Source organism: Sporosarcina sp. SAFN-015 (assembly GCF_051966875.1).
Taxonomy (GTDB): Bacteria; Bacillota; Bacilli; order Bacillales_A; family Planococcaceae; genus Sporosarcina.
Genome location: NZ_JBQCKP010000002.1, coordinates 198,757 through 224,333, shown reverse-complemented (window position 1 = coordinate 224,333; position 25,577 = coordinate 198,757). Strand labels below are relative to the sequence as shown.

The following is a 25,577-nucleotide window of genomic DNA, read 5'->3' as shown; positions in this document are numbered from 1 at the left end:
AGTTGATTGCACAGGCGGTTGTCTCCTTACAGATTAACAACAATGATAAACGCATCAAACCCTGCGGCTTTCAAATCAGCCACTTGCTTGTCCGCATTAGCCTTGTCCGCAAACGAGCCTGTAATTACCCGATAATACGTCGTGCCATTCAGAACGACGATGTCAATGAAGCTGTCGAATCCTTTCGCCTTGAGTGCGGCGATTTGCTGGTCGGCATTGGCTCTCGTCGTAAAGGAACCCGTGACAACCCGGTATAAAACATTGTCTGTCGGTGGCGGTGTGCTTGTTTTTTGCAGGCCTAACGCCTTGGCTAGTCCATTCACATGACCTCTCGCCGCCTTGTCGAGCCATGCGGATGTTTTCATTTTTGCAGCATCGGTCGCGTTGTCGATAAACCCATTCTCTGTCAACATCGCATGCATCCTGCTTTCACGGAGTACGTGGAAATTCTCTTTCTTCTTGCCGCGGTTCGGCATATCGATTAATTTCACAATTTCCGCGTGAATCGTATTGCGTAGTTGAGCGGTAGTAGAAGAATCCGACAGTGCGCTATGGATGTAATCCTCATACCCCGTTCCGCCGCCTGCATTAATATGGATGCTCAAATAATAATCGGCACCCCATGCATTCGCATCATTCGTCCGTTGCACCAAGCTGACTGTCTGATCGCCTGTCCGGCTCATTCGCACCGTCGCATTGGAATATTCATTCACAAGCATATTTTTGACACGCGTTGCGATTGCGAGCGTCACATCTTTCTCCTTTAAACCATTTGCAGTAGCTCCGGGGTCTGTTCCACCATGTCCTGGATCGATATAAATTTTAACCATTTGTCATCTTCCTCTCGTTATTTAATTTTTTTATTCCGTGACTATACATATTCCGCCGTTTTTGATCATCTACATGACAACCACCTCCTTTCGACGTCGTTTTCTTCCGGCATCACCTCCTTTCCGGTCAGCGCCGGGTGGTTTTGCGCGAGTTTCGCACATTTTTGTTCATCTTAGGACTTCCGAACCATTCGCTTCGCCAATAAAAAAAGCGATGCCTATTTCTTTGGCAATCGCTCTTTCACTTCTCGTATTTCTTCAACAATGACGTCGTATTTTTCCGACATCGTTTCCAATAACTGCTGATAACTTTTCTCCCTAGATTCACTGCTTTTCACTTGATACCAAAACAGCCATACGAACAGGACGGCAAACGGGCCCTGTGTCAAAAAATAACCTAGCAGTTCTTTAATAGCCATGCCCATCCTCCTTTTTTCAGGAAAATAAAAAGAACGCCCATTGGACGCCCCTTTGAAATTCCTCTTATTGCGTTGCATGTTTACTTGGCCTGTACTCATTGTAACCTGGAGAAATTCTTCTCGTCATTTCTACGACATTTGCGGCACATCCGACATTTGCGACAAGTTATGTTGCGCCTGACCAATTTCTTTGGCCTGCACCCAGTGTAACCCGAAACAATTTCAATCGTCATTTCTACGACATTTGCGGCACGTCCGACATTTGCGACATCCTATCAATAATGGAATCTTTTATTCTCCCGATTTGGCGATCCGAAACTTGCATATGCCTGCCGATCCACCGCAAACTCTTCCCTTCCAGCAGCCAGTGCAGCACTTCGATTTCACGGTCCTCCGTAATAAGCGGAATACGCTCCTGCACAAGTTGGATTTTCCGCTCATACTCGTACACTTTTTTCAAACGCCTTTCCCTTCTATTGAATTCCCGATAGATCGGATCGCTCGGTCGACCGCCACTCGCTTTTGGCATTGCCGCATCCAGTCCGTAGCGTGCTGTCATCCCCTCGCTGACTTCATTCATTCCTTCCCGAATGACTTTGACACTGTTGATCATCCAATGGTAATCCTTCAATAATTGATCCATTTCCTCCTTCATCATGACAATCACCCCTTATTTTTGTTTCATTAATGAAACAATATGTCGCTAATGAAACTTATTAGTCAACACTTTATCATGGAGAAGTTTCATTTGCAACTACTATAAATTAATTAAGTTGTCACGAAAGAAACCACAGTGTATAATGTCCATAATGAACAGGGGGTTGCACAATGTATTCTATAGGCCATGAAATTAAAAGGATTCGGACTGAAAACAGATTGTCCCAAGAGGAGTTTGCAGATCGGATCAATCAAAAAATAGGTCTCTCGATTACGAAAGGAATGGTATCGAAGTGGGAATCCGATTCGATCGAACCTAAAACAAGGATGATCAAAGCGATTGCGGAGACATTCCACGTTTCATTGGATCAGATGCTCGGCTTAAATGTGCCCGAAAAGCCATCAACCGTTGAAACGATCGCTGCCCATATCGACGATGATTTAACGGAAGAAGAACTGGTGGAAATAAAAAAATATATCCAATTCATCAAGTCGCAACGAAAGTGAGGTGGTTCCATGACCTATGAATCCCTGATTGCCCAATACCCCCACTTGGTCATCAAGGAAGTCAAAACGCTTCCATCCGGGCTCGCGGGCCTTTATATGGACGATGTCGTACTTATTGATAAAAATAGGAGCCATTACGAAAAACATTGTATTTTGGCGGAGGAAATCGGTCATTACGAAACGACATATGGCGATATTACCGATCTTCAGAAACTGACGAATTTGAAGCTGGAACTCGCTGCAAGGAGATGGGGATATGAAAAAATCGTTTCGTTAGATAAATTGATCGAATGCTATGAATCAGGCTTTAAAAGCGTTGAGGAAGTGTGCACGCATCTTGAGGTAACGGAGGATTATTTGATGGCTTCCATTGTTCATTACCACTCCCGTTTCGGTGTTTCGACGAGCTATAAAGGGTATGAAATTTTCTTCGACCCCTTATATTTGCGGAAGCAATAATTTTTTTTGGAGACAAAACGAACATATGTTTGTTTTGTTTGAGTAAAAAAGACCAAATCCATTACGGTTTGGTCTTCTTGAAGGTTTATGAGCACTTATGCGGATTTATGAGCGCTCGGCTACGGTTTATGAGCACTTATGTGGATTTATGAGCGCTCGGCCACCGTTTATGAGCGCGTATTCCGATTTATGAGCTCTCGGCTGCCGTTTATGAGCGCGTATGCCGATTTATGAGCGCTTGGCTGCCGTTTATGAGCACTTATTCCGATTTATGAGCACTCGGCCACCGTTTATGAGCGCTTGCCGCGATTTATGAGCGCTCGCCTAATAAATTATTTCCCCAGTTCTATTTTAACATCACCGGTAATGTAGTTAGGGTAGCTCGTCAATTCAAAGGATAGTGGGTTCGTATAATGGGTCGCTCCAAACGTCATATCCCAATGCCGCGTCCCTTCTTCGTCCACATGCATCCCTGTCGATGAAATATGGATCTCCTTACCTTTCGCATCTTTGCCTGTAGAAATTATGTCATAGGTATGCATAGGATTCCCGTCCCTGTCCGGCATGATAAGATGCATTCCCGACTGTCTAGCCTCTAAGATTTGCAGCCTATCGTCTTTCGGGCCGTTGATGATCTCGCCTTTCACCGTATCGACAACCAGCGTCGCTTCATCTTTATCCAATGCTTGCATTTTATTGATGCGCAAGTAAAGCCTTTTGGGTTGCTCAAAGTAATTGCTTTGCAAAAAATAAGTTTCCCTGCCCCTTGCCGAGACGCCATTCATGATGGATCCCCATACCTCCCCAGTTTCATCCTCCAATCGCATATCTTCAAATTGAAGGATTTTTTTCGTATTTGCTTCATCAAAATCAACTTTTACAGCTACACGTAAAGGATAAATGGTGATTTCCTCAATCGTTAGTTTTTGCGATTCAACCTCGATTTCTTCATTCAACACGAAAGTCTTCCCTGGCTTTACGTTCTCCTGTAATTCAAATGGCAATGAAAACGAAATATCTTCCCCTTGGAATGAAACATCCATATCCAGTGTGAATAATAATTTCTTGAATTTCATGGGACTTTCAAAGTGGTACGTAACTCGATTAGCTACTTCCTTAGGGTTATCAAAAACATCTATACCTCCATAAGAAATGCCGCTTGGTGGAATCCCCTCTTCATGCTTTAAATCAACTGTTCCCAAAGAAAGTGACTTCAACTTATCTTTTGATTTAAGTGTGTAATAAATATTAATCCCCGTCTCATCCAAAATTGCACCATCTATCGTCAATGTCAGCCCATTTTCCGTTTGAACCGCATCGACTTTTTGGTAATAGTCATTTTTAAAGATACCTTCCAATCCTTTATCAAACTGTATTAAATCCACGAACTTCTCCATGCCTGGAATTGACGCAACCGCGTTTGCAAATGCCGGAGACACACGGATGGATGTGACAAATGTAAAGAATAGAAGCGCGGCTACAGCTAATGACAAAATCCTATTACGCTTCTTCCGCGCTTTCACCTTATCACGTCTCGCTCGGTCAAAGCCTCGGCGAATTGCATCATCTGCTTCGTCTAAGGGAAGATGGATTTCATCCAACTGATCTTTCATTTCCAATAGTTTTCTTTCTTCCTTCTCAAACATGATCCATTCCTCCTTTGTCCCCGAAGTGGCTTCGCAACGATCGCAATATGTTATGCAGCCGCGATTTGACCGTGCCTTCCGGTAAGCTCGCTAGTTCCGCGATTTCCTTTATTTTCACGTCTTGAAAGTATTTTAGATAAATCAATTGCTGTTCGTCTGGTTTCAAGGTGGCCAGCGCTTCAGTCAATTCCAATCGGTATTCGTCTTTCCTCCCAATTGCTTCGTCCACTTCTCCAGTTATGACATACCGTTTTCCTCGTTTTAACTGATCTTGGCAATAGTTCATCATAATGCGGATAAGCCAAGTCTTCACATACGCCGGTTCTCTGACCGTATGAATTTTTTTATACGCCCGATATGTTACTTCTTGAAGTGCTTCCAACGCATCCGCCTCATTTTTCAAGAAGAAAAACGCTGTTCGAAGGAGAGCTTCTTTATGGAGTTGCATGAGCGCTAGAAAGGCCTCATCGTCCCCACGTATCGCTTTTTCACTTATCTCTTTCTCATCCATTCCCAACACCTCATTCCCCTTCTTACACATTAGACTGCGTAAACTCGAAAAGGTTCAAAAATTATGTAAAAAATTGCCCGGAGAAAATCCCCGGGCGAAATAGATCCTAATATCTTCAAGTCGTCAGCACTTCCCACTCGCGTTCATTCATGAAATCCTTTGCTAAACGGTTTGCTTGATCGGTGATTTCCTCGGGGTAAACTAACACTTCCAGAAGCTTTATCGCATTTCTTGAGGTGGACGGACCCGAACGAATCTTGTAATCAAAATGAATATCGCCATCTTTGAATGTCTCTGTAAAATGATAATTTTCATAGGTATGCTTCATCATTTCGGTCAATTCAATATCATGCGAAGCTGTAATATTGATCCCTTTGCTTTTTGAAAGCCATTTCATTATAGCTGCGGATGCGGCGATCCGTTCCACAGTGTTTGTCCCTTTCAGAAGTTCGTCAATAACCGAAATGCATGGTTTCCCTTCTTCAAGAAACTTGATAATCCGCTTCAACGATTTAATTTCAGCAATGAAGTAACTATCCCCTTGCAGCACATTGTCCTGCACAGCCATTGACGTTGCAACAAAGCTTGGTTTCATTGACCACTTATTCGCCAGTACAGTATGAATCGTTTGCGACAATATGGCATTTATGGCGACCGCCTTGCTGTACGTCGATTTTCCGGACGCATTCGATCCAGTAATCAGCGTACATTTTCCTAAACGTGAGCTGTTGGTGACAGGTTCATCAAGTAACGGATGCGCCATGTTGGTGAAAGAGATTTCCTCCGAATCGGTAAAATTCGGCGTGCAGTAGGAAGTGAGTGTGTGGCGATAAAAAACGACCGCCACCGCGGCATCCAGTTTTCCGATCACTTGCCAGACTTCCCGATAATTTTCTTTATGTTTTGTTACTGCGTCAATAATCTTGCTATAGGAAATAAAATCGATGAGGAATAAAATGCGGATATACTCGAAAATGACATCGAATTCACCGCTTCCTTTATTGCCGATCGAAACGAAATTAGTAAGAAGCAAAATCCTTTTGAGCGGTTTCAAATTAGCTTTCAACCGATTCGTGTATTCGGAAATTGAAGCGTCTTGCATTGTCGACAGTTTCTTCCCTGTATTGATGATGCTGGCGGCATAAGTAACAGAATGCAGGCCGTATTCCAACGCGTTTTTATGACGGTAATATGTAAATGCATTTACAAGAAATGATAGAAAAAGACAAAGGAGGCCCCATTTCAATTGGAAAAACAATAAGATGATCGAAGCAACCGGCATGAGTGCCAGAAAGAGAAAAACGTTTGGATTCTTAAGCGTTTTGTTGGATTTGCCATAGAAAAATGAAGAAGAATCCGTATAGTCCCGCTTACCAAGCTTCGACAACGTATGTAGGATTTCCTCACGGAGTTCTTGATTGTTTTCCAATACTATGTACAGTTTTTCATCTCGTTCGACATGGTCAAGGGAAAGCGTGATATCCCTTAGCTGATTTAATAAATACTCAGATCCGACGCTCGTTTGTGTATAGTTGATCTTTTCGAAAACTTGGTCCATCGACAAGTCATGCCATGTGAGCAAATCGACACCATCATAGTTGGAAATGCTATTCTTCTTATTCTCCCAGTACGAGGACACGGAGTCCGAAGCTTCGCGTTGCCTACTAAACATGCCGGTTTCCCATTCTTTCCGAAATTGCTTCCGCAACTTTCTGTTCTTCGTCAGTAAATGGATAGTGACAAGGATTGTGATTGCTGAAAAGATTAGAATTATATATGACAAACGATCACCCCATTTGATTGCTTATTCTATATACGGAAGAAAATGGTTTAAGTTTCGTCAAAAAAGACCAAATCGCTTATGGATTTGGTCTTTTTTGGAGTTAATGAGCATATTCCCTCGTATATTATGAGCGCTTATTCTGATTTATGAGCCCTCAGCCGCCATCATGTTCCGCAGAATGTTCTGTATGGCGTAGTTGAGGCGGACGGTGCGACATATTTTTCTTGTTCGGCTGTGTAGGCATACGGATCTTCAAGTATGTTCAGCAATTTTTCCATTACGCCGAAGTCGCCCTCGATCGCTGCATCCAAGGCTTCCTCTACACGGTGGTTGCGCGGGATGATGGATGGATTACTTTTACGCATCAGTTGATTCACTTCTACTTCGGACTTCTGCTGTCTTTCAAGCCGCGCCTTCCAGCGTTCGTGCCACTCGTTAAATTCCGGAGTCTTACACATCGGCAGCATATTCAGATCCCCTACTGTCAATGCACGGAACGTATTCGTATAATCCGCTTGATTGTCTTTCATTATGTTCAACAGGTCCTTCACGAGCTTTATATCCTGCTCTTCTTCATTGAACAAGCCGAGCTTCCTTCTCATGCCTGTCAGCCAATGCCCGTGATAGAGCTTTGCAAATCCCGACAATGTTTGTTGCGCGATGTCGATCGCTTTTTCTGAGTCTTCATCGAAGAGCGGTAAGAGCGTCTCTGCTAAACGCGCTAGATTCCATTCGGCGATTCCGGGTTGATTGCCATAAGCATAACGCCCTTCACGATCGATGGAGCTGAAGACGGTCGCCGGATCATACGTATCCATGAAGGCGCATGGTCCATAGTCGATCGTTTCACCGCTGATTGCCATATTATCCGTGTTCATGACACCGTGGATGAAGCCGACCAACTGCCATTTTGCCACTAATGAAGCTTGCTTTTCCATCACTTTTTCAAAAAAGGATACATAAGGATTGGAGTCACTTGCCACTTCCGGATAATGCCTTTCAATGGTATAGTCTGCAAGCGTCCGTAAATCTTCGACGACTTGGCGTGCAGCCGCATATTGGAACGTGCCGACACGGATATGGCTTGCCGCAACACGTGTCAAAATAGCTCCTTCGAACGTCTCTTCACGATAAACCGGCGCTCCTGTTACGACGACTGAAAGGCTTCGCGTCGTCGGGAGTCCGAGCGAATGCATCGCTTCGCTCATAATGAATTCACGAAGCATCGGACCAAGTGCCGCCCGCCCATCGCCGCCACGCGAAAATGGCGTCCTGCCAGAACCTTTCAACTGAATATCGACTCGATTTCCTTCAGGCGTTATCTGTTCGCCAAGCAGCACAGCTCGTCCATCTCCGAGCATTGTGAAATGTCCAAATTGGTGCCCTGCATAAGCTTGTGCGATTGGTGCAGCGCCTTCAGGAATTTTGTTTCCCGCAAGGATATCTATTCCTTCTTTGCCTTGCAATATTTCTGCGTCCAAACCGAGCGCTTCCGCCAGTGGGTGATTGAAGATGACTAACTCTGGTGAAGGAGCTTCCTCCGGATTGGTTTCTGCGTAAAATGGCTCCGGCAGCCGAGTGTAACTGTTATCGAAATGCCATCCGAAACCTTTGCTCTCTGTCATCGTTCTCAACTCCTATTTCTAAGTTGTCCTATTCATAATCAAGTGCGATTATTTCTGTTCTAAGACTGCAAAATAATTATCTTCATTATCAGCAAAGTTGAACACTCTGCCTGTAGGCATGGTGACCAGTTCGCCAACTTTCACTTGTTTGCTTTGTAGTTCCTCATAGAGTGAATCGAGGTTTTCCGTGAATAATAGCAGCGAAGGAGGTTGAAGATTCAATTCCGGCTGCATTTTAGCGATAAGCTCTTTATTATGCAGAACGATACTCGTTTCTGCCTCCGAAGTCGGAGCAATTTCGATCCATCTCATTCCTTGACCATTATCCTGCTCGGAAATTACGACAAAACCAACTTTCTCGGTCCAAAACGCTTTTGCTTCATCTTGATTGTTTACATACAACATAATTTGTCCGATTTTATGAATCATTTTCAGTTCCTCCCTTTCCATATCTTGTATTCCGATAAAGCTACTTCTAATCTTACAGTAGTATTCGGGTAATCGCACAGCTCAACCATTCACCAATTGGCGGCCCTTCGATTAACCGAGATTTGCACACCTTCACTCATAAATCCATCAATTCAGGGAACCGTATTGTAGAACTTTGGATATGAATGAAAGGAGGAAAATGAAAATGGTGAAAATTGCTGTTGAACAGCCTTATGAAGACGTCATGAATGCACTGGTAGCAAAAGGCTATGAAGCAAAGATGTTTACAACGGACGAAGACGTGACCGGCTATGACATCGGAATCGTCCGAGCACTCAACGAAGGGAATACACATGAATTCAATTTCCCTGTCATCACGATGAAAGGCATGTCAATTGATGACGTTGTCCAAGCAGTTGAAGAAAAAGCAAGTCTCCTCCAATAAGCTTCCCCGAAACAGAATCCACAATACAACCCGCCAATCGACTGAATGATTGGCGGGCTGCATTGATTACTCAAGCATGATAATAATATGTCTGACGTCTGCGTGAAGCTTCCAGCTGTTCCGCTCTGTATCTACGTTGAAAAGCGCGAAGCTCATCTAATTGTCCATTCAGGCGAGGGTCCTGCGACATCATTTCCTCTAACTCCGAAGGATTGAGTTTCCCCTTTACCTTCTCTATTTCATCTTCAAAAAATAACGACATGTCCATACCTCCTCCCCTTTGATTGACAAGGGAAGTGCGCGGTTTGGATTCACGATTCCCCCGTCTCCATAGAGTACGTCAATTTACAGACAGGACAAGAGGTAAGTGTACAGTTTTTATGATTTTAAATAAATATCATAGTTTCAAAGCACTACAATGACACGGAACAAACGTTCTTGTCGGAATAGACTTTCTTTTACATTTACTGTATACTATAAACAACAGACTAACCACGATTACGTAGACACCAGACGATATGGAAAGGAGGATATAGAGATGGAGGAAAGGATACTTCAATTGCTTGAAGGGTTAAAGTTGGAGATGGGTAGTTTAAACGCCAAGGTCGACAATATTGAATCGGAAATGAGTGATCTTAAATCCGATGTTGGCAGCTTAAAATCAGAAATGCATAGCCGGTTTGATCGAGTCGATCATCTTTTAGAAGAAATTGGCGGTCAATTTGAGCACCAAACTAGCCAGCGCATTTCCGAAGGACAAGCTGTCTCAAAGGAACTCATGAGCATTAAATCACGAATCTTTGACTTGGAATCAAAAAATATGTAAATAGGATTTATGTATATGTAAGACAGAACCTAAGGCAGCCGCTGTAGGCTCTGTTTTTTCATGAATGATTAGGACTCCATTAAAATTGTAATGATGATGCCCAGTGCAATACCGACAAACACAGTTGCTGAATATAGAAACACCCGCCTCATTCCCTCATCCTTCCGTCACTCTTTTTACCAATATATTAACGAACGGGACAAAACATGTTAGAAACAGAGCAATGCAATTCCCCTCAGCCTTGAGACGTAGGTGAAAATCAAACATACGACTGGTAAGTTATTCAATTGAATAAGGTAGAATAGAATAAAATGGGACAGAAGGAGAATGGATATGAACAAATTTCTATGGGCCACACTGCTGGCGGTTATTTTAGTCGTCTTCGGCACGTATGGGTATAACAAGTGGTTTGCAAAAGCTAGTGGAAATGATATTTCAATTGAAAAAGACAATGCCGACGCATTGAATGTGGATATTGACTTCGGAGTTGGCAACTTGTACATCCAAGGTGGTGCCCCTGAATGGGTCAGCGGGGAGTTTTCCTATAATCACAAACGACTGGAGCCGAAAGTAACATATAAGACTCGGAAGGACGTCGGCTTCGTCAAAATTAAGCAAGGCTCAGGAACAATATTCGGCTTCAATAAACGCAACGTCGATAACGAATGGGATCTCCAATTGACAAATGAAATTCCTATCGATTTGAACGTTGACATGGGTGTTTCAAAATCGACCTTGAACCTTGAAGGACTCCAGCTAAATAGCCTTTCCATTGACAGCGGTGTTAGTGATTCCACCATCGATCTGAGCGGCGAATGGAATAAAGGCTTCCGTGCTGATTTTGACTTAGGAGTTGGCGACGTAACGATTATCCTTCCGAAACAGACCGGCGTTAGAGTAAATGTTTCAAAAGGGATTGGAAGGGTTGATTTGAAAGACTTCACGAAACAAAACGATGGCGTATATGTCAATGACGCCTATTCAGGAGCAGACACGATCATAGACATTTCCCTCGACATCGGCGTTGGCGATGTAAAAATTAAGACGGCCGAATGAGTTGAGTCTACTACTAACACCTCGAAATATAGTAAAAAGGCCTTAATAATATACTTGGCAAATCATAAATTCACATTATTTTCACGTTTCACTTGCAATTTCGCATGATTCGTTGTAAAGTGATAGTTAATTTAATAATATCTTATTTCGCAAGTTTTGAAGTAAGGATAGAGGCGCAAAGACCATCAGTACACAATCAGAGGACAATGAGATCCTATGAAGATTGTGGAAAGGGGAATTTGCCGAAGTGGAGAGACTCTCATTTATCTCGAAGCTGGTTCTGGGTTGAATAAGTCCAGGATTGTCATATAGGAAACTATATGGAGGGCTATCTTATGCACAGAAATAATTTATTTCATTATTTCAAGCAACAACGAGCCCTCGTTGTTGCTTTTTGTGTTCTTTTTTTCAATTGCCCTTCTCCCTCTATTTTATTTACCAAAATAAAAGACAGGATGTGGAGAAACAATGAATTTCGGACAAATTGTAACAGCAATGGTAACTCCTTTTGATGCACATGGTGAGATTGATTTCCAAGCAACGAGGAGCTTGATCAATCACTTAATCGCAAATGGATCAGACGGCTTGGTAGTAGCAGGGACGACAGGTGAATCCCCTACATTATCGAACGAAGAAAAAGTGAAGTTGTTCAGATTTACAGTGGACGTGGTGAACGGAAGAGTCCCGGTCATTGCCGGAACTGGCTCGAATAACACGAGAGAATCAATCGAACTGACAATGCATGCAGAAGATGCAGGCGTCGATGGCATCATGCTTGTCACTCCGTACTACAACAAGCCTTGCCAGGAAGGGTTATATCAACACTTCAAAACGATTGCGGCGGCCACTTCTTTACCGGTCATGCTGTACAATATTCCAGGGCGCAGCGCTGTCAACATGTCAGTCGAAACGACGATCCGCCTGTCGGAAATTCCAAATATTGTTGCCGTGAAAGAGGCGAGCGGTGATTTAGACGCGATGGCTGAAATTATTGAACGTACACGTGAAGGTTTCTCATTGTATAGCGGCGACGATGCGCTAACGCTTCCAGTGCTATCAATTGGCGGAACAGGCGTCGTTTCTGTATCTGCTCATGTGTTGGGGAATGAAATGCAAACGATGATCCGCAATTTCAAAATCGGCAATATAGTAGAGGCTGCCAACAATCACCGCAAACTATTGCCGAGGATGAAAGCACTCTTTGCAGCCCCGAATCCTTCACCTGTAAAAGCAGCGTTGAATCTTAAAGGAATCCAAGTCGGCGGCGTTCGCTTGCCGATGATTCCGTTGAATGAAGAACAACTATATTCGCTAGAACGTGCACTGTCTAACAATGAAGAAGTAACCATCTAATTAACACAATCCATCCTTCGAGCATTTATCCTCGGGGATGGATTGTTTTTTTAATAATGTATCACCAAACTATACCTATTCCGTTTCTGATTCACCTTTATTTTTTCTAGGCTTCATCACAAACGCACCGCCGATTAGGAAAGCTCCGCTAACATAAAAGACAGATACTACACCTACCCAGCCGCCCACCGCCCCGAAAAAGACCGGTGCAATGAATTGAGAAAGCCGATTGGTCATTAATCGAATACCAAGAACTTCACCCGTACGCGATTTTGGCGAAGCATTGTAGGTTGTCGTCATAGAAATCGGCTGACCACACCCTAATCCAAACCCCATCAGACAGCTAAAAACACAAAAAAGAATGATGTTACTAGATGAAGTGAAAACGAGAAAAGAAGAACCTGCAAGCAAAATAGAACTGAATAAAACAACTTCGCGACCAAACAGCTGCAGTAATTTAGGCAAAACAAACCTGACAATCATCGTCGCCAATCCTTGAATGGCAAGGATCCAACCAATTGTAGAGGTTGAGAGTCCTATTTCCTTTCCGTACAGCGGAAAGTAAGCAACGAAAATGTCCTTTGAATACAGCACAAGCGCACTTGAAAATAACGCTTTTTGAATGAGAGGTTCTTTCACTAGCTGCAACGAAGAACGAAGACTTACTTTTTCTGCGGGCTGCTCCTTCAGTACGACTGGTATAAAAAAAGCAAAAGCGATTAAAAGAATGCAAATAATCATAGATACGAGAAAACCGGCAGAATGAGAAAAATGCTCAGATAAATAACCACCCATTACGGGACCAACGAATGCCCCTGCGGCAACAGCTAATGCAAACATACTAAAATAATAATCCCGTGTTTCCTTTGTCGCATGATTGCCAAGCACATTTTGTAAAGAGATAGCAATAAATATACTAGAGGAACCTACAAAAACTTGACTGACGTATAATGCCCAAATCGATTCGAATAAGTAAGGAACCAACATCCCGATCGCCATCCCTAGCAAACCAAGAATGACCGGAAGGCGATCTCCAATTGCATCCGTTAATTTCCCGGCCTTAACAGCGATTAACAGCGGCAACGCGGCAAAGGACGCTGTCAATATCCCAATTTCCAACATGGAAGCACCCATGTCGTATGCGGATAATGTAATGATTGGACGGGTTGCGTTAATGACGATTTGAAAGCCAAGAACGATAAGTAATACATTTCTTAATATCATAGGTGCTCGCCTCTTTGATTGATAAAAGTCCCTAGTTGATTGCGAAAAACTATTTGAATATCTTAACACATTTTTTCTCAACTTTTGCTCAGAAAGATTAAAAATGGATTCTCATCATAGAATGAAGATGTGAAAACCCTGTATAAATAAAATAATCCATCCTACATGAGCTTGTACAACTCAAGGATGGATTATTTTTCGACTTCCTATTTCGCAGTTTGTCCCCCGTCAACAGCTAGATTCACCCCGGTAATATAGGAAGCTTTATCCGAACAGAGCCAAACCGCAGCTTGGGCCTGTTCTTCAGGACGCCCCATACGTCCAAGCGGAATATCGTTCTCTACATATTTCGCCTGCTCCGGCACTTCTTTTGCCCATGCTTCTACAGCTGATGTCAACGTCATGCCAGGACAGATCGAATTGACGCGGATGCCCTTTTTAGCGTATTCCAGTGCCACCGATTTTGTCAGCCCATTAACCGCCCATTTCGCCGCACTATAAGTAGCCAAGTTTTCCGATCCGAGCAAGCCGGACGTCGATGCCGTGTTGACAATCGCTCCGCCACCCGATTTCAACATCGCAGGGATTTGATGCTTCAACGATAAGTACAAGCTCGTTTGCGTAACTTGGATGCAACGATCCCAGTCTGCAGTCTCCGTTTCTGCAATCGGTTTGGATGGTGCACCAATGCCCGCGTTATTATGTGCCCAATCTAGACGCCCATACTCTTCGACAGTTCGCTTTACCAGATCAATAATCTGTTGCTCCTGTGAAACGTCACAGTAGACAAAAATAGCTTCCCCGCCCATTTCCTTAATCATCCGCACAGTTTCCATCCCTGCTTCTTCACTCACATCAGAAACAACAACCTTTGCTCCCTCTTCCGCAAAGGCTAGGGCGCTTGCTCTTCCAATGCCATTTCCAGCTGCTGTAACTATCCCCACTTTGCCCTTCATCAATTCTCCCATTCCATTTGCCTCCTTTTCTTGAATACCTCCTTCATTCGACATATCGTATGAAAACCCTTTTCCACTTCTTTTACTAATTGTAGTCTCCTTTGTTCCCAATAACTTGAACAACTCGAATAGAATACGTATAATAGGGGTAGAGAATGAATAAAGTAAAAAAGACCGCTCAATGGTGCGCATTGAACGGTCAATATAATAGCGTAGGTTCCCATAGGGGATCGGCGGCGATAGGAATAACCCATCTGAGCGGCTAACTCAAGGATGGGTTATTTTTTGTCGTTTGATGACAATATAGCTACAATCAGTGCTGCAAATGTAAATACCAGCATCATTGCTTCGAATACTGTCATATCGACCACCTCCCTTCACGGGAAAATGGCCGATCATCCTTGAGTCACCTATTCTATTACTCTTCTATTATACCACACATACGTTCGTACTCCTAGCTTTATTCCCAAACAATTAGGACAACCGTTCAAATTACTCAATCGTTAGATTAAACCGAAATACCCTTCAAACGAACGTCCTCCGCTTTTCTGACATAATCCTTCAAATAATCCGCAGCCTCTGGATGCTCATACACCTCTTCAGGCGTCATCCAAAACAAAGCCGCCACTTCATCAGCACTAACAGCGTATGGCTCACCACTGAATTGCTCACATAAGAAGATAACATTTACAACCGGCTCCCCGAGATCTGACACAAAGCTTGTACTATATACATACCGTGGATGCCCTTCGATAACAAGCCCCACTTCTTCCTGGACTTCACGCGCAATCGTCCGCTCTAAAATATCCGAAGAAGCCCCTTCCATCTCAACCTTTCCCCCAATCAACGCCAATCCGCCGGGTGCGTGATCTTCCTTTTCACTTCTTTGGCATAGCAAATAACGGCCGTCACGGTAGATGGCTGCTTCTGTGTTTACGATGAACATATGATCCCCTCCATTCTTACTTCATATTTCCCTAATAAACCTACTCATTTCTCGAAAGGCCTCTTGCGCTGACATTTCATCGAATCGATCCGAGTATGGATCACTAAAACCATGTTCACCTTCAAATTGACAATATCTTACATTATTTTCCTGTAAGTTTAACAGTAATTCAGCGACGTCAAAAGAAGACTCCTTCCGAGGGAAAAACAACAAAACATGACAGCTCGGCTGCAACTCCGAAAACTGTCGAATACGCGAACCATAATATCCGACCACACCATCAACACGCCCATCCTCACTACACAACCAAGCTACCGTTGCCCCTACACTAAAACCTACAATAACGACCTTTTCATATGCAGTCCGCACATCATCGATCAGATTCTCCACTTTATGCTTTGCATGTAAAAACCCCACATGATCCATGAAATAACGATAAGCCTCTTGTTCTTCCACATAGTCAAAAGCTGGACGGCCAAGTAAATCAGGACAAAACACATCAAAACCTTGTTCACCCAAGGATTCGCAAATATCCTTCATATGCCGATTCAGCCCATAAATCTCGTGTACGACAATTACTGCGGTGGATGATCCTTGTTGAATAAAGTTCAATGCGCACCTCCGTTTTGAGTATTAAAAAGCAGAACCCCAGAACAATGGAGCTCTGCCTAACTTATTTTTCCTTATTCCTCTTCTCATTCAACCCATTCCAAAACATCCACCCATTTTGAGCTCGACCGGAACAGAGCTCCGCAGGCATGCTTGGACTGTTGAATTCTACATCATCAATTAATTTCGCAGAGCCTTCATCAAGCTTAACGGCTTTATTTGAATCAATCAATTGTTCATATCTTCGAAGATTTCGATTGTAAAATGTGCCTCCATCGCTCCAATCCTTCGTATGTTCAGATGGTGCATAAATGATTGAATTGGCTTGCAAAACGAACTTCCCATCCGCAAGAAGAATCGACGCTTCATACGGCGACTTCGCCTCAAAAACTTCAACTTCATCATTCACTGCAATCTCAGTTGGAATACTCACACGGAAAGAAACCCCTAACGCTTCCAGCAAGAATTGAATATGGGAGGCAAATGAATTAAGAGTCGATTGATTGAACACATTGACGTTTGGCTCAACCGTGCGCATATCGCGATTCTCCAAACTGTACTGCGTCCTGGAAAATGCTTGGATGAAATAATACTCCAAGTAATCAATGCTCAATTTATCAAAACTATTATTATCCGTCACAAACAAGATGCCGAACTGCCAAAAGTCTTTTTCACGCAAATGGGATTTGATCCGATTAATGCCGTTCACGGACTGACCAACATACACACTCGATTCATCAGAATCGGAAAACAAAAAATAAACGGCATGATTGTTTGCATACTCCAACGATTCAACGTCATTCAACCGACTCTTCGTGAAATAAAACCCACGGATCTGACTCGTCGGATCTTGAATAATACGCAACGAATTGGCGTGCTTCACATCAGGAAAATAGAACATTACTGTTCGATCATTCTTCATTTATTTCCACCCCATATTCTCTCTATGAACGTCGATGGTTCAGTTCTTAGTTGTCTGGTGTTCTAGGATTGCTAATTAAGCTAAGTTGTTTACTAATTATTATAAAACACTCTTATTCGCCAGCGGTAGTAGCCATGCAGGCATTCGTTCATGTAATCGCCATTCAAAACTTATTGGCTTATTGCCCTCATGTCTTACATAATCAGCAGTCCCTAGGAAAACAAATGGTGAAGTGTAACCGTCCTTTTGTTTATATTCTCTAACAAACAAAGCAATTTTATTTCCCTTTTGCCAGTGGTTAATGTATCGCTTGCCAGTCGGGCTCGTGTCTGAAGTCTTATTCTGTGATTGCCAATGAAATAGTCGGTCACTTATCGCATAGTCTTCATACTGCGTCGATGGTGAGAAATCCTTATCCGATTTGTTTAATGTGATGAAGAATATATCGGTTTGTTTATTCTCAAAGTATTTGACTCCTTCTCGAAATGCTGGTTTGGCTTCTTCATTAAAATAACCAAAAGCAGCAAGAACTTGGTCAGATGTATATTGCGCATGAACACGGAGTGGAGATGTATAGTCGAATGGCGATGGCTTTTCAACTAAACGGATTTTATCCATGCACACGTCTAGTACTTGCTGTATTTCACTTTTAAGAACTTCATTTGAAATGATTTCTTGTATACCATCATGCATTGACCTGAATCCTAAACTTTTTGGAGGCGCATCGAAGAACGAATAGTATAACATCCCCACCATCAGCTGCTGTTCTTCATTTTCAATTAACCCGCCCACTAAGTATTTCTGATAAAATTCGATTAGATCAGCTGAGTCTAGATGGAACAAAGCATGAATTCGTTTTGTTACAACTTCCTCATATTCGCTATTAAAATCATCTGTGATCCCCGCTTCAACTTTAAGCCTTTCAAAGGATCTGTTTTTTCCCCTTCCATAAAATTCAGCAAGCGTGAGATGATGATAATGAAGAAAGTTTGATAACGTAAGCTTCTCTCCTGTATCCTCTTCAAAGTATTTGATCTTCGTAATAAGATTTTGTTTAGTATTTTTTACTTCTTTTACATTTCGTAATATATATTCCTTTGCTTGCTTCTCCATCTGAATGATGGAACCTTTCGGTAATTGATAGAAGCCTTTTTCAATATAATGTCGAATGGAATGCTTCGTCCTTCCAACTAGTGCCCTAAACTTCTCTTCAAATGGATAATCTGCGTGCGCTTGTCCTACGAAATCTAATACAGTTAAACATTCTTTATCTTCTGCAAGACGTAATCCACGTCCTAATTGCTGTAGAAATACAGTAAGACTTTCAGTTGGTCTCAGAAATAGCACTGTATTGACCTCGGGGATATCGATTCCTTCGTTGTATAAATCAACAACGAATATGAATTTAATTTCCCCACTCACTAATTTTCGCTTTGCTGTATTTCTCTCCTCATCAGACGATTCTCCATGCAAAGCGATAGAAGGTATTTTCTTTGAGTTAAAGTACCGAGCCATATATTTTGCGTGCTCAACTGACACACAGAATCCTAAAGCTTTTACCTGATCTAGATCAGTAACATACGTATTGATACTGTGGATAATAAGATCACTGCGACGGTCATTTGAAGTATAAACATTTGTGAGCTCGTCAGTATCGTAACCTCTTCTTGACCATTTAATTGCTGAAAGATCAACATTATCTGTTACACAGAAATAATGAAAGGGACTTAACAATTTCCGGTCGATCGCCTCTGTTAATCGCATTTCAGTTGCAATTCGGTCGTCAAAATAACTAAGTACATTTTGATTATCCATTCGTTCAGGGGTAGCTGTTAGACCTAATAAAATGGAAGGCTCGTAATACTCTAACAAAGTTCTATATGTCGGTGCTGTAGCATGGTGAAATTCATCCACAATGATAAAATCATAATAGCCAGCCGTTGTTTTTTCTATCATCTTTCGACTATTCCAGCTTTGGATACTCATAAAAAGTTGGTCGAAAGAAGTAGGTTCAAAACGACCGACAAACATTTCTCCAAAGTTGTTGTTCTTTAAAATCGCACGAAAAGTATACATACTTTGCTTAAGGATTTCTTCTCTATGGGCGATAAACAATAACTTCGCATTCGGTTTCTGCTGCATGAAACGCTTGAAGTCAAAGGCAGATATGGCTGTCTTGCCAATACCAGTAGCCGCCACGACTAAGTTTTTCATATGCCCATGTACAGTACGTTCAACTTCCAGTTCATCTAAAATTTCTTGCTGGTAATGGTACGGTCGAATATCAAGGAAATACTGCTCATTCGTCTCTGCCACTTGTTCTTTTGTCAAAGATTGACGAACTTTAGACCAGTTTTCTTTTTCATCAGCCGACAGACTTTTGAACTCTTCGTCATTCCAATAACCTTCAAAGGTAGCTTCAAATTTCCGAATAATATCAAATGAATCTTTCTCTGTTACTTTTAAATTCCACTCAAGTCCAGAGGTTAGTGCTGGGTTGGAAAGGTTTGAAGAGCCTATATATGCAGTACTAAACCCTGTTTTTCGTTTGAACAAATATGCTTTTGCGTGTAAACGTGTTCTTTCTTTATCCAAAGAAACCCGAATTTCAGTATTAGGGAGCCTACTTAACTCGTGAAGTGCTTTATAATCTGTCGCTTCCATATATGATGTTGTAATAATTCTTAGACTGCCGCCTCGTTCAGTGAAATTACGAAGCTCTTCAATAATAATGCGCAAACCAGACCACTTCACAAATGAAACGAGCCATTCAATTTCATCAGAAGTAGCAATTTCCTTTTTTAACTCCTCCAACATATTAGGCTCGGCATGTGATCCGGTGAATAAAGAGCTTTGTGTTAATGGGGTAACAGGTCTAACCCTTTTTTTCTTTTTTAAAGATTGAGCAGTATTAATTGTTTTATAAATCGAGGTGAGAATCTCTGCATGCTCATCTAATTTAAGTTCCCCAAAATCATCATCATTTAGTTTTTTTTGAAGCACATCGATAATTTCATTACAAATTTGAATTTGACTAAGCAGTGCATCTTCCTTATTTCCACCGTCTCGAATATGTGATAACGCATTCCTAGTTACAGATGAAATATAACTGGATAATAGAACTCTTGCCTCTGCTTCGTCTATTCCTTCCTTTTCCACAGAAAAAATATCTGGAAGCTCGTCCAATTCAGTTTTAATTTGCTTGTTGATTAATTGCTCGTAAATCCCTTCTTGCATTGTTGTATCACCCTTTCGACGGCTGGAATGTCTGCTGGTGCCCATTGTAACGAAAAAAGCTCTTTGAATGGTACCCATTTTAATTCACTATGTTCATAAGCAATTGGTGTTCCTTTGATTATCTCAGCAAAATAGGTTTCTAAACGCACTGTAAATGAGTCATATCTATATACGGTTTCTTCAACAAATTGTCCCACTGCAATATCACAATGAAGTTCTTCTTTTATTTCACGAAGCAAAGCAGTCTGTGGTATTTCACCTGGTTCAATTTTTCCGCCTGGAAATTCCCAATAACCAGGCAATGTCATACTTGCAGAACGTTGCGCACAAAGAATGTTACCTTCTTCGTTATGAATGATTGCACCAACAACATGGACGATTTTAGTCATTTTAAAATCTCCTCTGCTTTACTAAATTAATTAGTTCAAACTTGCATGATATTCTCTACGACTAGTTGTCGAAAAAAACTGGATACTGTTCCCATTGTAACACTTCTCCCAATTTAGCTGAATGAATTTTATAAATTCAATGAGACAAGCAACCTCGTACTCCTTTCCCCTTCAAAAAATATAGCTCTTCCAGTCTCCACCCATCTCCGAATTCTCCTAATCGACACCATTATAAATCCAAGTTTTACAAATTTCATATTTATTTGACAGTTTACTATATTATTGCTACTATGAAGGCGCATTCAAAATCTATGATTGGGGGAATAGGAATGGCGAAAACAATGTATGCTTTAGATTTGAGTAAGCCGATGGAAGAGCAAGCACATCCGGGTCACAATCGGTGGCATCCGGATATTCCTGCTGCTTTTTCTGTAGATCCTGGTACTTCTTTTAGAATGGATTGTAAGGAATGGACGGATGGGCAGATTGGAAATAATGATAGCGCAGAGGATGTCCGGAAGGTGAATCTTTCGCGTGTTCATGTTTTGAGTGGCCCGGTATATGTGAATGGTGCGGAACCTGGTGATTTGCTTGTTGTCGATATTTTGGATATCGGAGCGCATCAGGGGTATGAATGGGGTTTTAATGGGATTTTTGCGAAGGAGAATGGTGGAAGCTTTTTAGTGGACGAGTTTCCGGAGGCTCAAAAGTCGATTTGGGACTTTGAAGGTATTTATACAACTTCGCGACATGTGCCTGGCGTGAAATTTGCAGGGCTTATTCATCCGGGTCTCATTGGTGTTGCCCCTTCTATGGAGCTTTTACAAAAATGGAATGATCGAGAGCAAAAACTGATAGATACGGATCCGAATCGGGTGCCTGCGCTTGCAAACGCTCCTACATCGGAAAGTGTGGTGCTTGGTACGTTAACTGGCGCAGAGTTTGATAGAGTTGCGAAAGAAGGCGCGCGTACTGTGCCACCGCGGGAAAATGGCGGAAACTGTGATATTAAGAATTTATCGAAAGGATCAAGGATCTTCTTCCCGACTTTTGTCGAAGGGGCGAAGTTATCGGTCGGCGATCTTCATTTTTCCCAAGGGGACGGGGAGATTACGTTCTGCGGCGGGATTGAGATGTCCGGCTGGATCGAGTTGAAGGTGGACATTATTAAGGGCGGCATGGAAAAGTATAAAATTCACGAAAACCCTGTGTTCCAGCCTGGTCCGGTTGAGCCGAACTACAATGATTATCTCGTGTTCCAAGGGATTTCCGTTGATGATCGCAATGGGCAACAGACGTATTTGGATGCGAATATCGCATTCCGCAGAGCGTGCTTGAATGCAATCGAGTATTTGAAGACACTTGGATATACAGGCGAGCAGGCGTATATGCTTTTGAGTACGGCGCCGGTTGAAGGTCGTATCAACGGCATTGTCGATATTCCGAATGCTTGCTGTACAATCGCGATTCCTACTCAAATTTTCGATAAGGATATTATGCCGAAATAAGGAGGAATCATTTTGCCTAATTATACATTCCGTTGCAAGGAGTGCGGTGAATTTACGCTGTTCTTCAAGTCAATGGCTGGCAATAAAGAAATAGCAGACTGCCCGGACTGTGGACACGTCTCAAATCGAGTTTTTTTAGCACCTAACTTGCATTCTCTTTCTAGAGAGGTTAGTTCACGGATCGAAAAAGGAATGGAACCTCAGCGAATGACACGTGCTGAATTAGGGGCTAAGCAGCCAAAGAAAAAATCGAAGGTCAATCGTCCTTGGCAAGTCGGATAATGTGAATCGGACAAGTATACATCCACAGAGGCTTTATCAGCCTTTGTGGATTTTTTGCGCTCAGTTGATTTAGTATATCCCATCCGCGATTGGTTACCCTAACGTTAAATTTGAAAGGGTGTGTAGCTTATGATGCCTGAACGAGAACACGAACGCGCACTACTTGCAGAGTTGAATGAGGAGCAGTTGAGGGCTTTGAGTACATTAGAGGATGAGCTCGGTGTTACGCTTGTTGCATATGAAAGTCCGATGCACGATAACAAACAGATTGTGGAGTCGGAAGTTTAAAGAAAGGGGCTATCTTCGGGTAGTCCTATTTTTTTGTTGTACGGAGAGAGAGTTATCACCGACTTAAGCGACTTTATCATCGACTCTCGAGCGTTTATCACCGACTTAGTAACCTTATCACCGACTCTTAGCTGCTCTTTATTTATAGGATAGTAGTTGGTGCTTAATTATTATGTATCTATAATGAGGTCTTTTATCTTAATCTGTTGAAAAAAGTCAAACTTTCTCCGTGTTTTTCGTATATTCTCCTCTCCATAATTATTTAATGTATCAGAGTGCCATGCACACCTAAATCTCTTTTTGCATATAATGTAAACGGCCCTCAGGTGATAAAATAAGAGGAGAGTGTCAAATGGGGAAAGTCTTTTCAAGAAAGCTTGTATCTATTGTGGTTGCAGGTTTGTTGCTTTTTAGTGCGAGTGGAGCAGTTGTCAATGCAAAATCGAAGGAAGGCAAGAAACAAACATTTCGAACAGAGCAGAATGACCGGAAAGGTGGTATTACGTATAATGAAGTCATCGTTCCGCGGTATGCGAAGGAGGTTCGATTAACAGGTACAGTCGTTATTGACGGGCCTGAGCTCGTTGTCTCAATTCCTGGATCAAAAAACATAACGGTCACTAAGGTCCGCGAGAAGGTGTGGACGTATGAGGCGGTAGTTGATGTATCGTCAGTCAGAGGTGACGTTGAATACGAAATTTCTGCCTATACCATTGATGATAATCGAAAGCATACTGGAAAAGTTCATTCAAGTGCACGAACTGTATCACAAAAGATCCATGTTCCGTTTATTACATCCACGGTTGCGGAAAATACAAAATGGGTGTATAACCCTTCAAGCAATCAATTCATTTTAACGTACGATAAAGTTGAGAATTGGTCCGTTGGGAAGCCTGTTGTTACAGCGGCACAATCACTGGCTGTAAGCGGATTGAATTATAATGTGAAAGTCCACGATACAACGTTGGTAATTCCAATTGCAAACGTAGATTTTACTTTCTCTCCGGATGCAACGTGGAAATATGATGCAACTACGAAAAGGTACTCAGCTACAGTTAACATCTTGATTACCGATAGTAAAGGAAATGTCAGAAAGGAAGCCGTTACGATAAACGGACTTCTGCCGGGGCAAGTGAATGAACTTTCGTATCCATTGACAGATAGATATGGAACCATTACTAAAAAGGCGTATTACACGGCACCTGCTGCACCGGTGAATGTGGTGGTAGACAGATTGCAAAACCTTTCATTCACTCTCGTACAACAGAATAAAAATCAATTTAAAGTGGCAGCTTCTTATCAGTTAGTCCATTCCAACGGAACAATTGAAGCAAAGGTACATTATATAGATGGGAATTTTGGAAATCCAACGTCAAAAAGCAAAAATCCCTCATCAAGAAATTGGGAAGTTGCCGGCTTTGTCTATAAGATTACTGTAAATTACGATGCTAAGAATAAAATTTACTATGTCACGTATGAAGATGTTAGCAAAAAATAACTCATGGTCATAGACTGCTTAAACGACAGGCATCCAGATATAGGTGCTTGTTTTTTTGCGCTAAATACTATCTATACATGCGGGATTTATGCGTGCTTCTAATGATTTTGCGTAGAAATATCGGTCTATGCGTCTCTAGTCTGTTTATGCGCATTTAAATGGACTTATGCGGTTTTCTGGCAGTTTATGCGTGAAATTCAGCATTTACGCGCTTTTGGAGTCGATTCCATAAAAAAACCTCACTTTTCGTGAGGTTTATTCCCGCTCGAGCGGCATGGAACAGCATCGGAAGGAGCCGCCGGATTTGATGATTTCTGAGAAGTCGACTTCGATGACTTCGAATCCGTGGGCGCGCATGGCGGTGTTCACTTGTTCGTTTTGCGGGAGGCTGAATACTTTGCCGTCTCCGATTGATAATACGTTTGTACCCATCGTAAATTGCTCTTCCGGAGATACTTCGATCAGCTTATATGTGCTTGAAAGTGTTTCGACCATGTCTGCTGAAAGTGCTTCCGGGAAGATGAGTCCGATTTCAGGCGACAGTATGTTGAATACACAATCAAGGTGTAAATATTTTTCATTGAATGGTACGCGGATAATGTTATGTTTTGGCAGATCGCGCTGTAGCTTGCGGACAGCTTCGTCCGATGTGCGGCTGCTGATGCCGACATATACTTTGTCGCGATCAACGATGACATCCCCGCCTTCAACTCTGTCTGTCGTCGTTTGGTAAGGGATATTTTCGTCTTCAAGAAATTCCTCAAGGGCCTCTTCCTCCCCTTTTCGGATATCGCTCGCCATCTCGGCGACAAATACATCTTCTCCGACCGTGAATCCGATGTCCCGCGTGAAGACTTGCTCGGGAAATTGTTCCGATGAAGGTAACTTGATCACTTCAACGCCGTGTTCACGGAGCAGCTTTTCGAATTCTTCATGCTGCTTCATCGCAAGTTCTACGTCTATATTTTCATCTGCATATTGCTTTTGGGTGTCATTGATGACGTCTTCGATTGCCATGAATTTTGGCTGGCAAAGGATAACTTTCTTTAACGTATCGTATTCTGTATTAACCTTCGTTTTTGATTGATCTTCCACAGGGGAACTCATGCATTCATCCTCCACATCTTTTTTCTCCATATCGACTATTCCCTCTTCTAATTGAACTAAACCAC

At 42.3% G+C, this 25,577-nt stretch carries 28 protein-coding genes and 1 riboswitch; of the genes, 10 read left to right on the top strand and 18 right to left on the bottom strand.

Translation table 11 applies throughout. The features are described from left to right. Positions 1 to 26: 26 nt before the first annotated feature. The 3 genes from ACTHPA_RS04110 to ACTHPA_RS04100 form a co-directional block, all read right to left on the bottom strand. Positions 27 to 830 (bottom strand): N-acetylmuramoyl-L-alanine amidase, encoded by an 804-nt coding sequence (locus tag ACTHPA_RS04110; RefSeq protein ID WP_440498876.1) that lies wholly within the window; start codon positions 828 to 830, stop codon positions 27 to 29. A 218-nt stretch (positions 831 to 1,048) separates the two neighbouring features. Continuing rightward, on the bottom strand, positions 1,049 to 1,249 hold the full coding sequence (locus ACTHPA_RS04105; RefSeq protein ID WP_440498875.1) for a BhlA/UviB family holin-like peptide: 201 nt from the start codon (positions 1,247 to 1,249) through the stop codon (positions 1,049 to 1,051). A 235-nt stretch (positions 1,250 to 1,484) separates the two neighbouring features. Next, positions 1,485 to 1,907 carry a DNA-binding response regulator gene (locus tag ACTHPA_RS04100; RefSeq protein ID WP_440498874.1) on the bottom strand — a complete coding sequence of 141 codons (423 nt, stop codon included), beginning with the start codon at positions 1,905 to 1,907 and terminating at the stop codon, positions 1,485 to 1,487. A 170-nt stretch (positions 1,908 to 2,077) separates the two neighbouring features. Between ACTHPA_RS04100 and ACTHPA_RS04095 the strand changes: the two genes are divergently transcribed. Further along, positions 2,078 to 2,413 carry a helix-turn-helix domain-containing protein gene (locus tag ACTHPA_RS04095; protein ID WP_440498872.1) on the top strand — a complete coding sequence of 112 codons (336 nt, stop codon included), beginning with the start codon at positions 2,078 to 2,080 and terminating at the stop codon, positions 2,411 to 2,413. A 9-nt stretch (positions 2,414 to 2,422) separates the two neighbouring features. After that, on the top strand, positions 2,423 to 2,872 hold the full coding sequence (locus ACTHPA_RS04090) for an ImmA/IrrE family metallo-endopeptidase (protein ID WP_440498871.1): 450 nt from the start codon (positions 2,423 to 2,425) through the stop codon (positions 2,870 to 2,872). A 332-nt stretch (positions 2,873 to 3,204) separates the two neighbouring features. On the opposite strand, the gene ACTHPA_RS04085 is transcribed toward ACTHPA_RS04090, so the two are convergent. The 5 genes from ACTHPA_RS04085 to ACTHPA_RS04065 all read right to left on the bottom strand — a co-directional run bounded on the left by ACTHPA_RS04085 (position 3,205) and on the right by ACTHPA_RS04065 (position 8,866). After that, complete coding sequence (locus tag ACTHPA_RS04085; RefSeq protein ID WP_440498870.1) at positions 3,205 to 4,518, bottom strand: DUF4179 domain-containing protein; 1,314 nt, start codon at positions 4,516 to 4,518, stop codon at positions 3,205 to 3,207. Continuing rightward, positions 4,511 to 5,029 carry a sigma-70 family RNA polymerase sigma factor gene (locus ACTHPA_RS04080; RefSeq protein WP_440498869.1) on the bottom strand — a complete coding sequence of 173 codons (519 nt, stop codon included), beginning with the start codon at positions 5,027 to 5,029 and terminating at the stop codon, positions 4,511 to 4,513. Before ACTHPA_RS04080 ends, ACTHPA_RS04085 begins: the two co-directional genes overlap by 8 nt. A 115-nt stretch (positions 5,030 to 5,144) precedes the next feature. After that, a complete protein-coding gene (locus tag ACTHPA_RS04075; protein ID WP_440498868.1) occupies positions 5,145 to 6,812 on the bottom strand; it encodes a MutS-related protein in 1,668 nt (555 codons plus the stop codon). A gap of 164 nt (positions 6,813 to 6,976) precedes the next feature. Continuing rightward, positions 6,977 to 8,437 carry a protein adenylyltransferase SelO gene (locus tag ACTHPA_RS04070; protein ID WP_440498867.1) on the bottom strand — a complete coding sequence of 487 codons (1,461 nt, stop codon included), beginning with the start codon at positions 8,435 to 8,437 and terminating at the stop codon, positions 6,977 to 6,979. A 48-nt stretch (positions 8,438 to 8,485) separates the two neighbouring features. After that, on the bottom strand, positions 8,486 to 8,866 hold the full coding sequence (locus tag ACTHPA_RS04065; protein WP_440498865.1) for a VOC family protein: 381 nt from the start codon (positions 8,864 to 8,866) through the stop codon (positions 8,486 to 8,488). Positions 8,867 to 9,071: 205 nt separating this feature from the next. Between ACTHPA_RS04065 and ACTHPA_RS04060 the strand changes: the two genes are divergently transcribed. After that, on the top strand, positions 9,072 to 9,311 hold the full coding sequence (locus ACTHPA_RS04060; protein ID WP_440498864.1) for a YkuS family protein: 240 nt from the start codon (positions 9,072 to 9,074) through the stop codon (positions 9,309 to 9,311). Positions 9,312 to 9,381: 70 nt separating this feature from the next. Here the strand turns inward: ACTHPA_RS04060 and ACTHPA_RS04055 are convergent, their stop codons facing one another. Beyond that, positions 9,382 to 9,573: a hypothetical protein gene (locus ACTHPA_RS04055; RefSeq protein ID WP_440498862.1), complete on the bottom strand. Its 192-nt coding sequence runs from the start codon at positions 9,571 to 9,573 to the stop codon at positions 9,382 to 9,384. Positions 9,574 to 9,849: 276 nt separating this feature from the next. On the opposite strand from ACTHPA_RS04055, the gene ACTHPA_RS04050 reads away from it, so the two are divergent. The 3 genes from ACTHPA_RS04050 to dapA all read left to right on the top strand — a co-directional run bounded on the left by ACTHPA_RS04050 (position 9,850) and on the right by dapA (position 12,546). Beyond that, on the top strand, positions 9,850 to 10,137 hold the full coding sequence (locus tag ACTHPA_RS04050) for a hypothetical protein (protein ID WP_440498860.1): 288 nt from the start codon (positions 9,850 to 9,852) through the stop codon (positions 10,135 to 10,137). A 333-nt stretch (positions 10,138 to 10,470) separates the two neighbouring features. Next, a complete protein-coding gene (locus ACTHPA_RS04045) occupies positions 10,471 to 11,193 on the top strand; it encodes a toast rack family protein (RefSeq protein ID WP_440498858.1) in 723 nt (240 codons plus the stop codon). A 160-nt stretch (positions 11,194 to 11,353) separates the two neighbouring features. Beyond that, a riboswitch (Lysine riboswitch) is annotated at positions 11,354 to 11,532 on the top strand. 129 nt (positions 11,533 to 11,661) lie between these two features. After that, on the top strand, positions 11,662 to 12,546 hold the full coding sequence (gene dapA / locus ACTHPA_RS04040; protein WP_440498857.1) for a 4-hydroxy-tetrahydrodipicolinate synthase: 885 nt from the start codon (positions 11,662 to 11,664) through the stop codon (positions 12,544 to 12,546). Between the two features lie 75 nt (positions 12,547 to 12,621). Here dapA and ACTHPA_RS04035 read toward each other — a convergent pair whose 3' ends face one another. The 8 genes from ACTHPA_RS04035 to ACTHPA_RS04000 all read right to left on the bottom strand — a co-directional run bounded on the left by ACTHPA_RS04035 (position 12,622) and on the right by ACTHPA_RS04000 (position 20,829). Continuing rightward, positions 12,622 to 13,770 carry an MFS transporter gene (locus tag ACTHPA_RS04035; protein ID WP_440498856.1) on the bottom strand — a complete coding sequence of 383 codons (1,149 nt, stop codon included), beginning with the start codon at positions 13,768 to 13,770 and terminating at the stop codon, positions 12,622 to 12,624. 206 nt (positions 13,771 to 13,976) lie between these two features. Beyond that, entirely contained in the window at positions 13,977 to 14,738 is a 762-nt protein-coding gene (locus tag ACTHPA_RS04030) for a glucose 1-dehydrogenase (protein WP_440498854.1), read from the bottom strand. 266 nt (positions 14,739 to 15,004) lie between these two features. Further along, on the bottom strand, positions 15,005 to 15,088 hold the full coding sequence (locus ACTHPA_RS04025; RefSeq protein WP_440499208.1) for a putative holin-like toxin: 84 nt from the start codon (positions 15,086 to 15,088) through the stop codon (positions 15,005 to 15,007). 146 nt (positions 15,089 to 15,234) lie between these two features. After that, positions 15,235 to 15,672 carry an NUDIX hydrolase gene (locus ACTHPA_RS04020; protein ID WP_440498852.1) on the bottom strand — a complete coding sequence of 146 codons (438 nt, stop codon included), beginning with the start codon at positions 15,670 to 15,672 and terminating at the stop codon, positions 15,235 to 15,237. 21 nt (positions 15,673 to 15,693) lie between these two features. Beyond that, entirely contained in the window at positions 15,694 to 16,284 is a 591-nt protein-coding gene (locus ACTHPA_RS04015; protein ID WP_440498850.1) for a dienelactone hydrolase family protein, read from the bottom strand. Positions 16,285 to 16,345: 61 nt separating this feature from the next. Beyond that, the gene (locus tag ACTHPA_RS04010) at positions 16,346 to 17,203 is read right to left on the bottom strand and encodes a GIY-YIG nuclease family protein (protein WP_440498849.1); all 858 of its coding nucleotides are present in this window, start codon (positions 17,201 to 17,203) and stop codon (positions 16,346 to 16,348) included. Between the two features lie 99 nt (positions 17,204 to 17,302). Beyond that, on the bottom strand, positions 17,303 to 20,440 hold the full coding sequence (locus ACTHPA_RS04005; protein ID WP_440498847.1) for a DUF3427 domain-containing protein: 3,138 nt from the start codon (positions 20,438 to 20,440) through the stop codon (positions 17,303 to 17,305). Then, entirely contained in the window at positions 20,413 to 20,829 is a 417-nt protein-coding gene (locus ACTHPA_RS04000; protein ID WP_440498845.1) for a (deoxy)nucleoside triphosphate pyrophosphohydrolase, read from the bottom strand. Before ACTHPA_RS04000 ends, ACTHPA_RS04005 begins: the two co-directional genes overlap by 28 nt. Positions 20,830 to 21,158: 329 nt before the next feature. Between ACTHPA_RS04000 and fmdA the strand changes: the two genes are divergently transcribed. From fmdA to ACTHPA_RS03980, 4 genes are all read left to right on the top strand, one after another. Next, entirely contained in the window at positions 21,159 to 22,337 is a 1,179-nt protein-coding gene (gene fmdA, locus ACTHPA_RS03995) for a formamidase (RefSeq protein WP_440498843.1), read from the top strand. 12 nt (positions 22,338 to 22,349) lie between these two features. Continuing rightward, the gene (locus ACTHPA_RS03990; RefSeq protein WP_440498841.1) at positions 22,350 to 22,619 is read left to right on the top strand and encodes an FmdB family zinc ribbon protein; all 270 of its coding nucleotides are present in this window, start codon (positions 22,350 to 22,352) and stop codon (positions 22,617 to 22,619) included. A gap of 129 nt (positions 22,620 to 22,748) precedes the next feature. Beyond that, positions 22,749 to 22,907, top strand: a complete 159-nt coding sequence (locus ACTHPA_RS03985; protein WP_440498840.1) for a hypothetical protein — start codon at positions 22,749 to 22,751, stop codon at positions 22,905 to 22,907. 352 nt (positions 22,908 to 23,259) lie between these two features. Further along, positions 23,260 to 24,405, top strand: coding sequence for a hypothetical protein (locus tag ACTHPA_RS03980; RefSeq protein ID WP_440498839.1), 1,146 nt, complete (start codon positions 23,260 to 23,262; stop codon positions 24,403 to 24,405). 255 nt (positions 24,406 to 24,660) lie between these two features. Here ACTHPA_RS03980 and ACTHPA_RS03975 read toward each other — a convergent pair whose 3' ends face one another. Beyond that, positions 24,661 to 25,512, bottom strand: coding sequence for a dimethylarginine dimethylaminohydrolase family protein (locus ACTHPA_RS03975; protein ID WP_440499207.1), 852 nt, complete (start codon positions 25,510 to 25,512; stop codon positions 24,661 to 24,663). Positions 25,513 to 25,577 lie beyond the last annotated feature (65 nt).

What these genes read in the sequence shown, in the direction of transcription:
- ACTHPA_RS04100 (WP_440498874.1), bottom strand. Translation starts at nt 1,907, where the DNA reads ATGATGAAGGAGGAAATGGATCAATTATTGAAGGATTACCATTGGATG.
- ACTHPA_RS04005 (WP_440498847.1), bottom strand. Translation starts at nt 20,440, where the DNA reads ATGCAAGAAGGGATTTACGAGCAATTAATCAACAAGCAAATTAAAACT.
- dapA (WP_440498857.1), top strand. Translation starts at nt 11,662, where the DNA reads ATGAATTTCGGACAAATTGTAACAGCAATGGTAACTCCTTTTGATGCA.
- ACTHPA_RS04080 (WP_440498869.1), bottom strand. Translation starts at nt 5,029, where the DNA reads ATGGATGAGAAAGAGATAAGTGAAAAAGCGATACGTGGGGACGATGAG.
- ACTHPA_RS04030 (WP_440498854.1), bottom strand. Translation starts at nt 14,738, where the DNA reads ATGGGAGAATTGATGAAGGGCAAAGTGGGGATAGTTACAGCAGCTGGA.
- ACTHPA_RS04035 (WP_440498856.1), bottom strand. Translation starts at nt 13,770, where the DNA reads ATGATATTAAGAAATGTATTACTTATCGTTCTTGGCTTTCAAATCGTC.
- ACTHPA_RS04055 (WP_440498862.1), bottom strand. Translation starts at nt 9,573, where the DNA reads ATGTCGTTATTTTTTGAAGATGAAATAGAGAAGGTAAAGGGGAAACTC.
- ACTHPA_RS04060 (WP_440498864.1), top strand. Translation starts at nt 9,072, where the DNA reads ATGGTGAAAATTGCTGTTGAACAGCCTTATGAAGACGTCATGAATGCA.
- ACTHPA_RS04025 (WP_440499208.1), bottom strand. Translation starts at nt 15,088, where the DNA reads ATGACAGTATTCGAAGCAATGATGCTGGTATTTACATTTGCAGCACTG.
- ACTHPA_RS04085 (WP_440498870.1), bottom strand. Translation starts at nt 4,518, where the DNA reads ATGTTTGAGAAGGAAGAAAGAAAACTATTGGAAATGAAAGATCAGTTG.
- ACTHPA_RS04020 (WP_440498852.1), bottom strand. Translation starts at nt 15,672, where the DNA reads ATGTTCATCGTAAACACAGAAGCAGCCATCTACCGTGACGGCCGTTAT.
- ACTHPA_RS04105 (WP_440498875.1), bottom strand. Translation starts at nt 1,249, where the DNA reads ATGGCTATTAAAGAACTGCTAGGTTATTTTTTGACACAGGGCCCGTTT.
- ACTHPA_RS04065 (WP_440498865.1), bottom strand. Translation starts at nt 8,866, where the DNA reads ATGATTCATAAAATCGGACAAATTATGTTGTATGTAAACAATCAAGAT.
- ACTHPA_RS04110 (WP_440498876.1), bottom strand. Translation starts at nt 830, where the DNA reads ATGGTTAAAATTTATATCGATCCAGGACATGGTGGAACAGACCCCGGA.
- ACTHPA_RS04050 (WP_440498860.1), top strand. Translation starts at nt 9,850, where the DNA reads ATGGAGGAAAGGATACTTCAATTGCTTGAAGGGTTAAAGTTGGAGATG.
- ACTHPA_RS03985 (WP_440498840.1), top strand. Translation starts at nt 22,749, where the DNA reads ATGATGCCTGAACGAGAACACGAACGCGCACTACTTGCAGAGTTGAAT.
- ACTHPA_RS03975 (WP_440499207.1), bottom strand. Translation starts at nt 25,512, where the DNA reads ATGAGTTCCCCTGTGGAAGATCAATCAAAAACGAAGGTTAATACAGAA.
- ACTHPA_RS04045 (WP_440498858.1), top strand. Translation starts at nt 10,471, where the DNA reads ATGAACAAATTTCTATGGGCCACACTGCTGGCGGTTATTTTAGTCGTC.
- ACTHPA_RS03980 (WP_440498839.1), top strand. Translation starts at nt 23,260, where the DNA reads ATGGGGAAAGTCTTTTCAAGAAAGCTTGTATCTATTGTGGTTGCAGGT.
- fmdA (WP_440498843.1), top strand. Translation starts at nt 21,159, where the DNA reads ATGGCGAAAACAATGTATGCTTTAGATTTGAGTAAGCCGATGGAAGAG.
- ACTHPA_RS04090 (WP_440498871.1), top strand. Translation starts at nt 2,423, where the DNA reads ATGACCTATGAATCCCTGATTGCCCAATACCCCCACTTGGTCATCAAG.
- ACTHPA_RS04010 (WP_440498849.1), bottom strand. Translation starts at nt 17,203, where the DNA reads ATGAAGAATGATCGAACAGTAATGTTCTATTTTCCTGATGTGAAGCAC.
- ACTHPA_RS04000 (WP_440498845.1), bottom strand. Translation starts at nt 20,829, where the DNA reads ATGACTAAAATCGTCCATGTTGTTGGTGCAATCATTCATAACGAAGAA.
- ACTHPA_RS04070 (WP_440498867.1), bottom strand. Translation starts at nt 8,437, where the DNA reads ATGACAGAGAGCAAAGGTTTCGGATGGCATTTCGATAACAGTTACACT.
- ACTHPA_RS04095 (WP_440498872.1), top strand. Translation starts at nt 2,078, where the DNA reads ATGTATTCTATAGGCCATGAAATTAAAAGGATTCGGACTGAAAACAGA.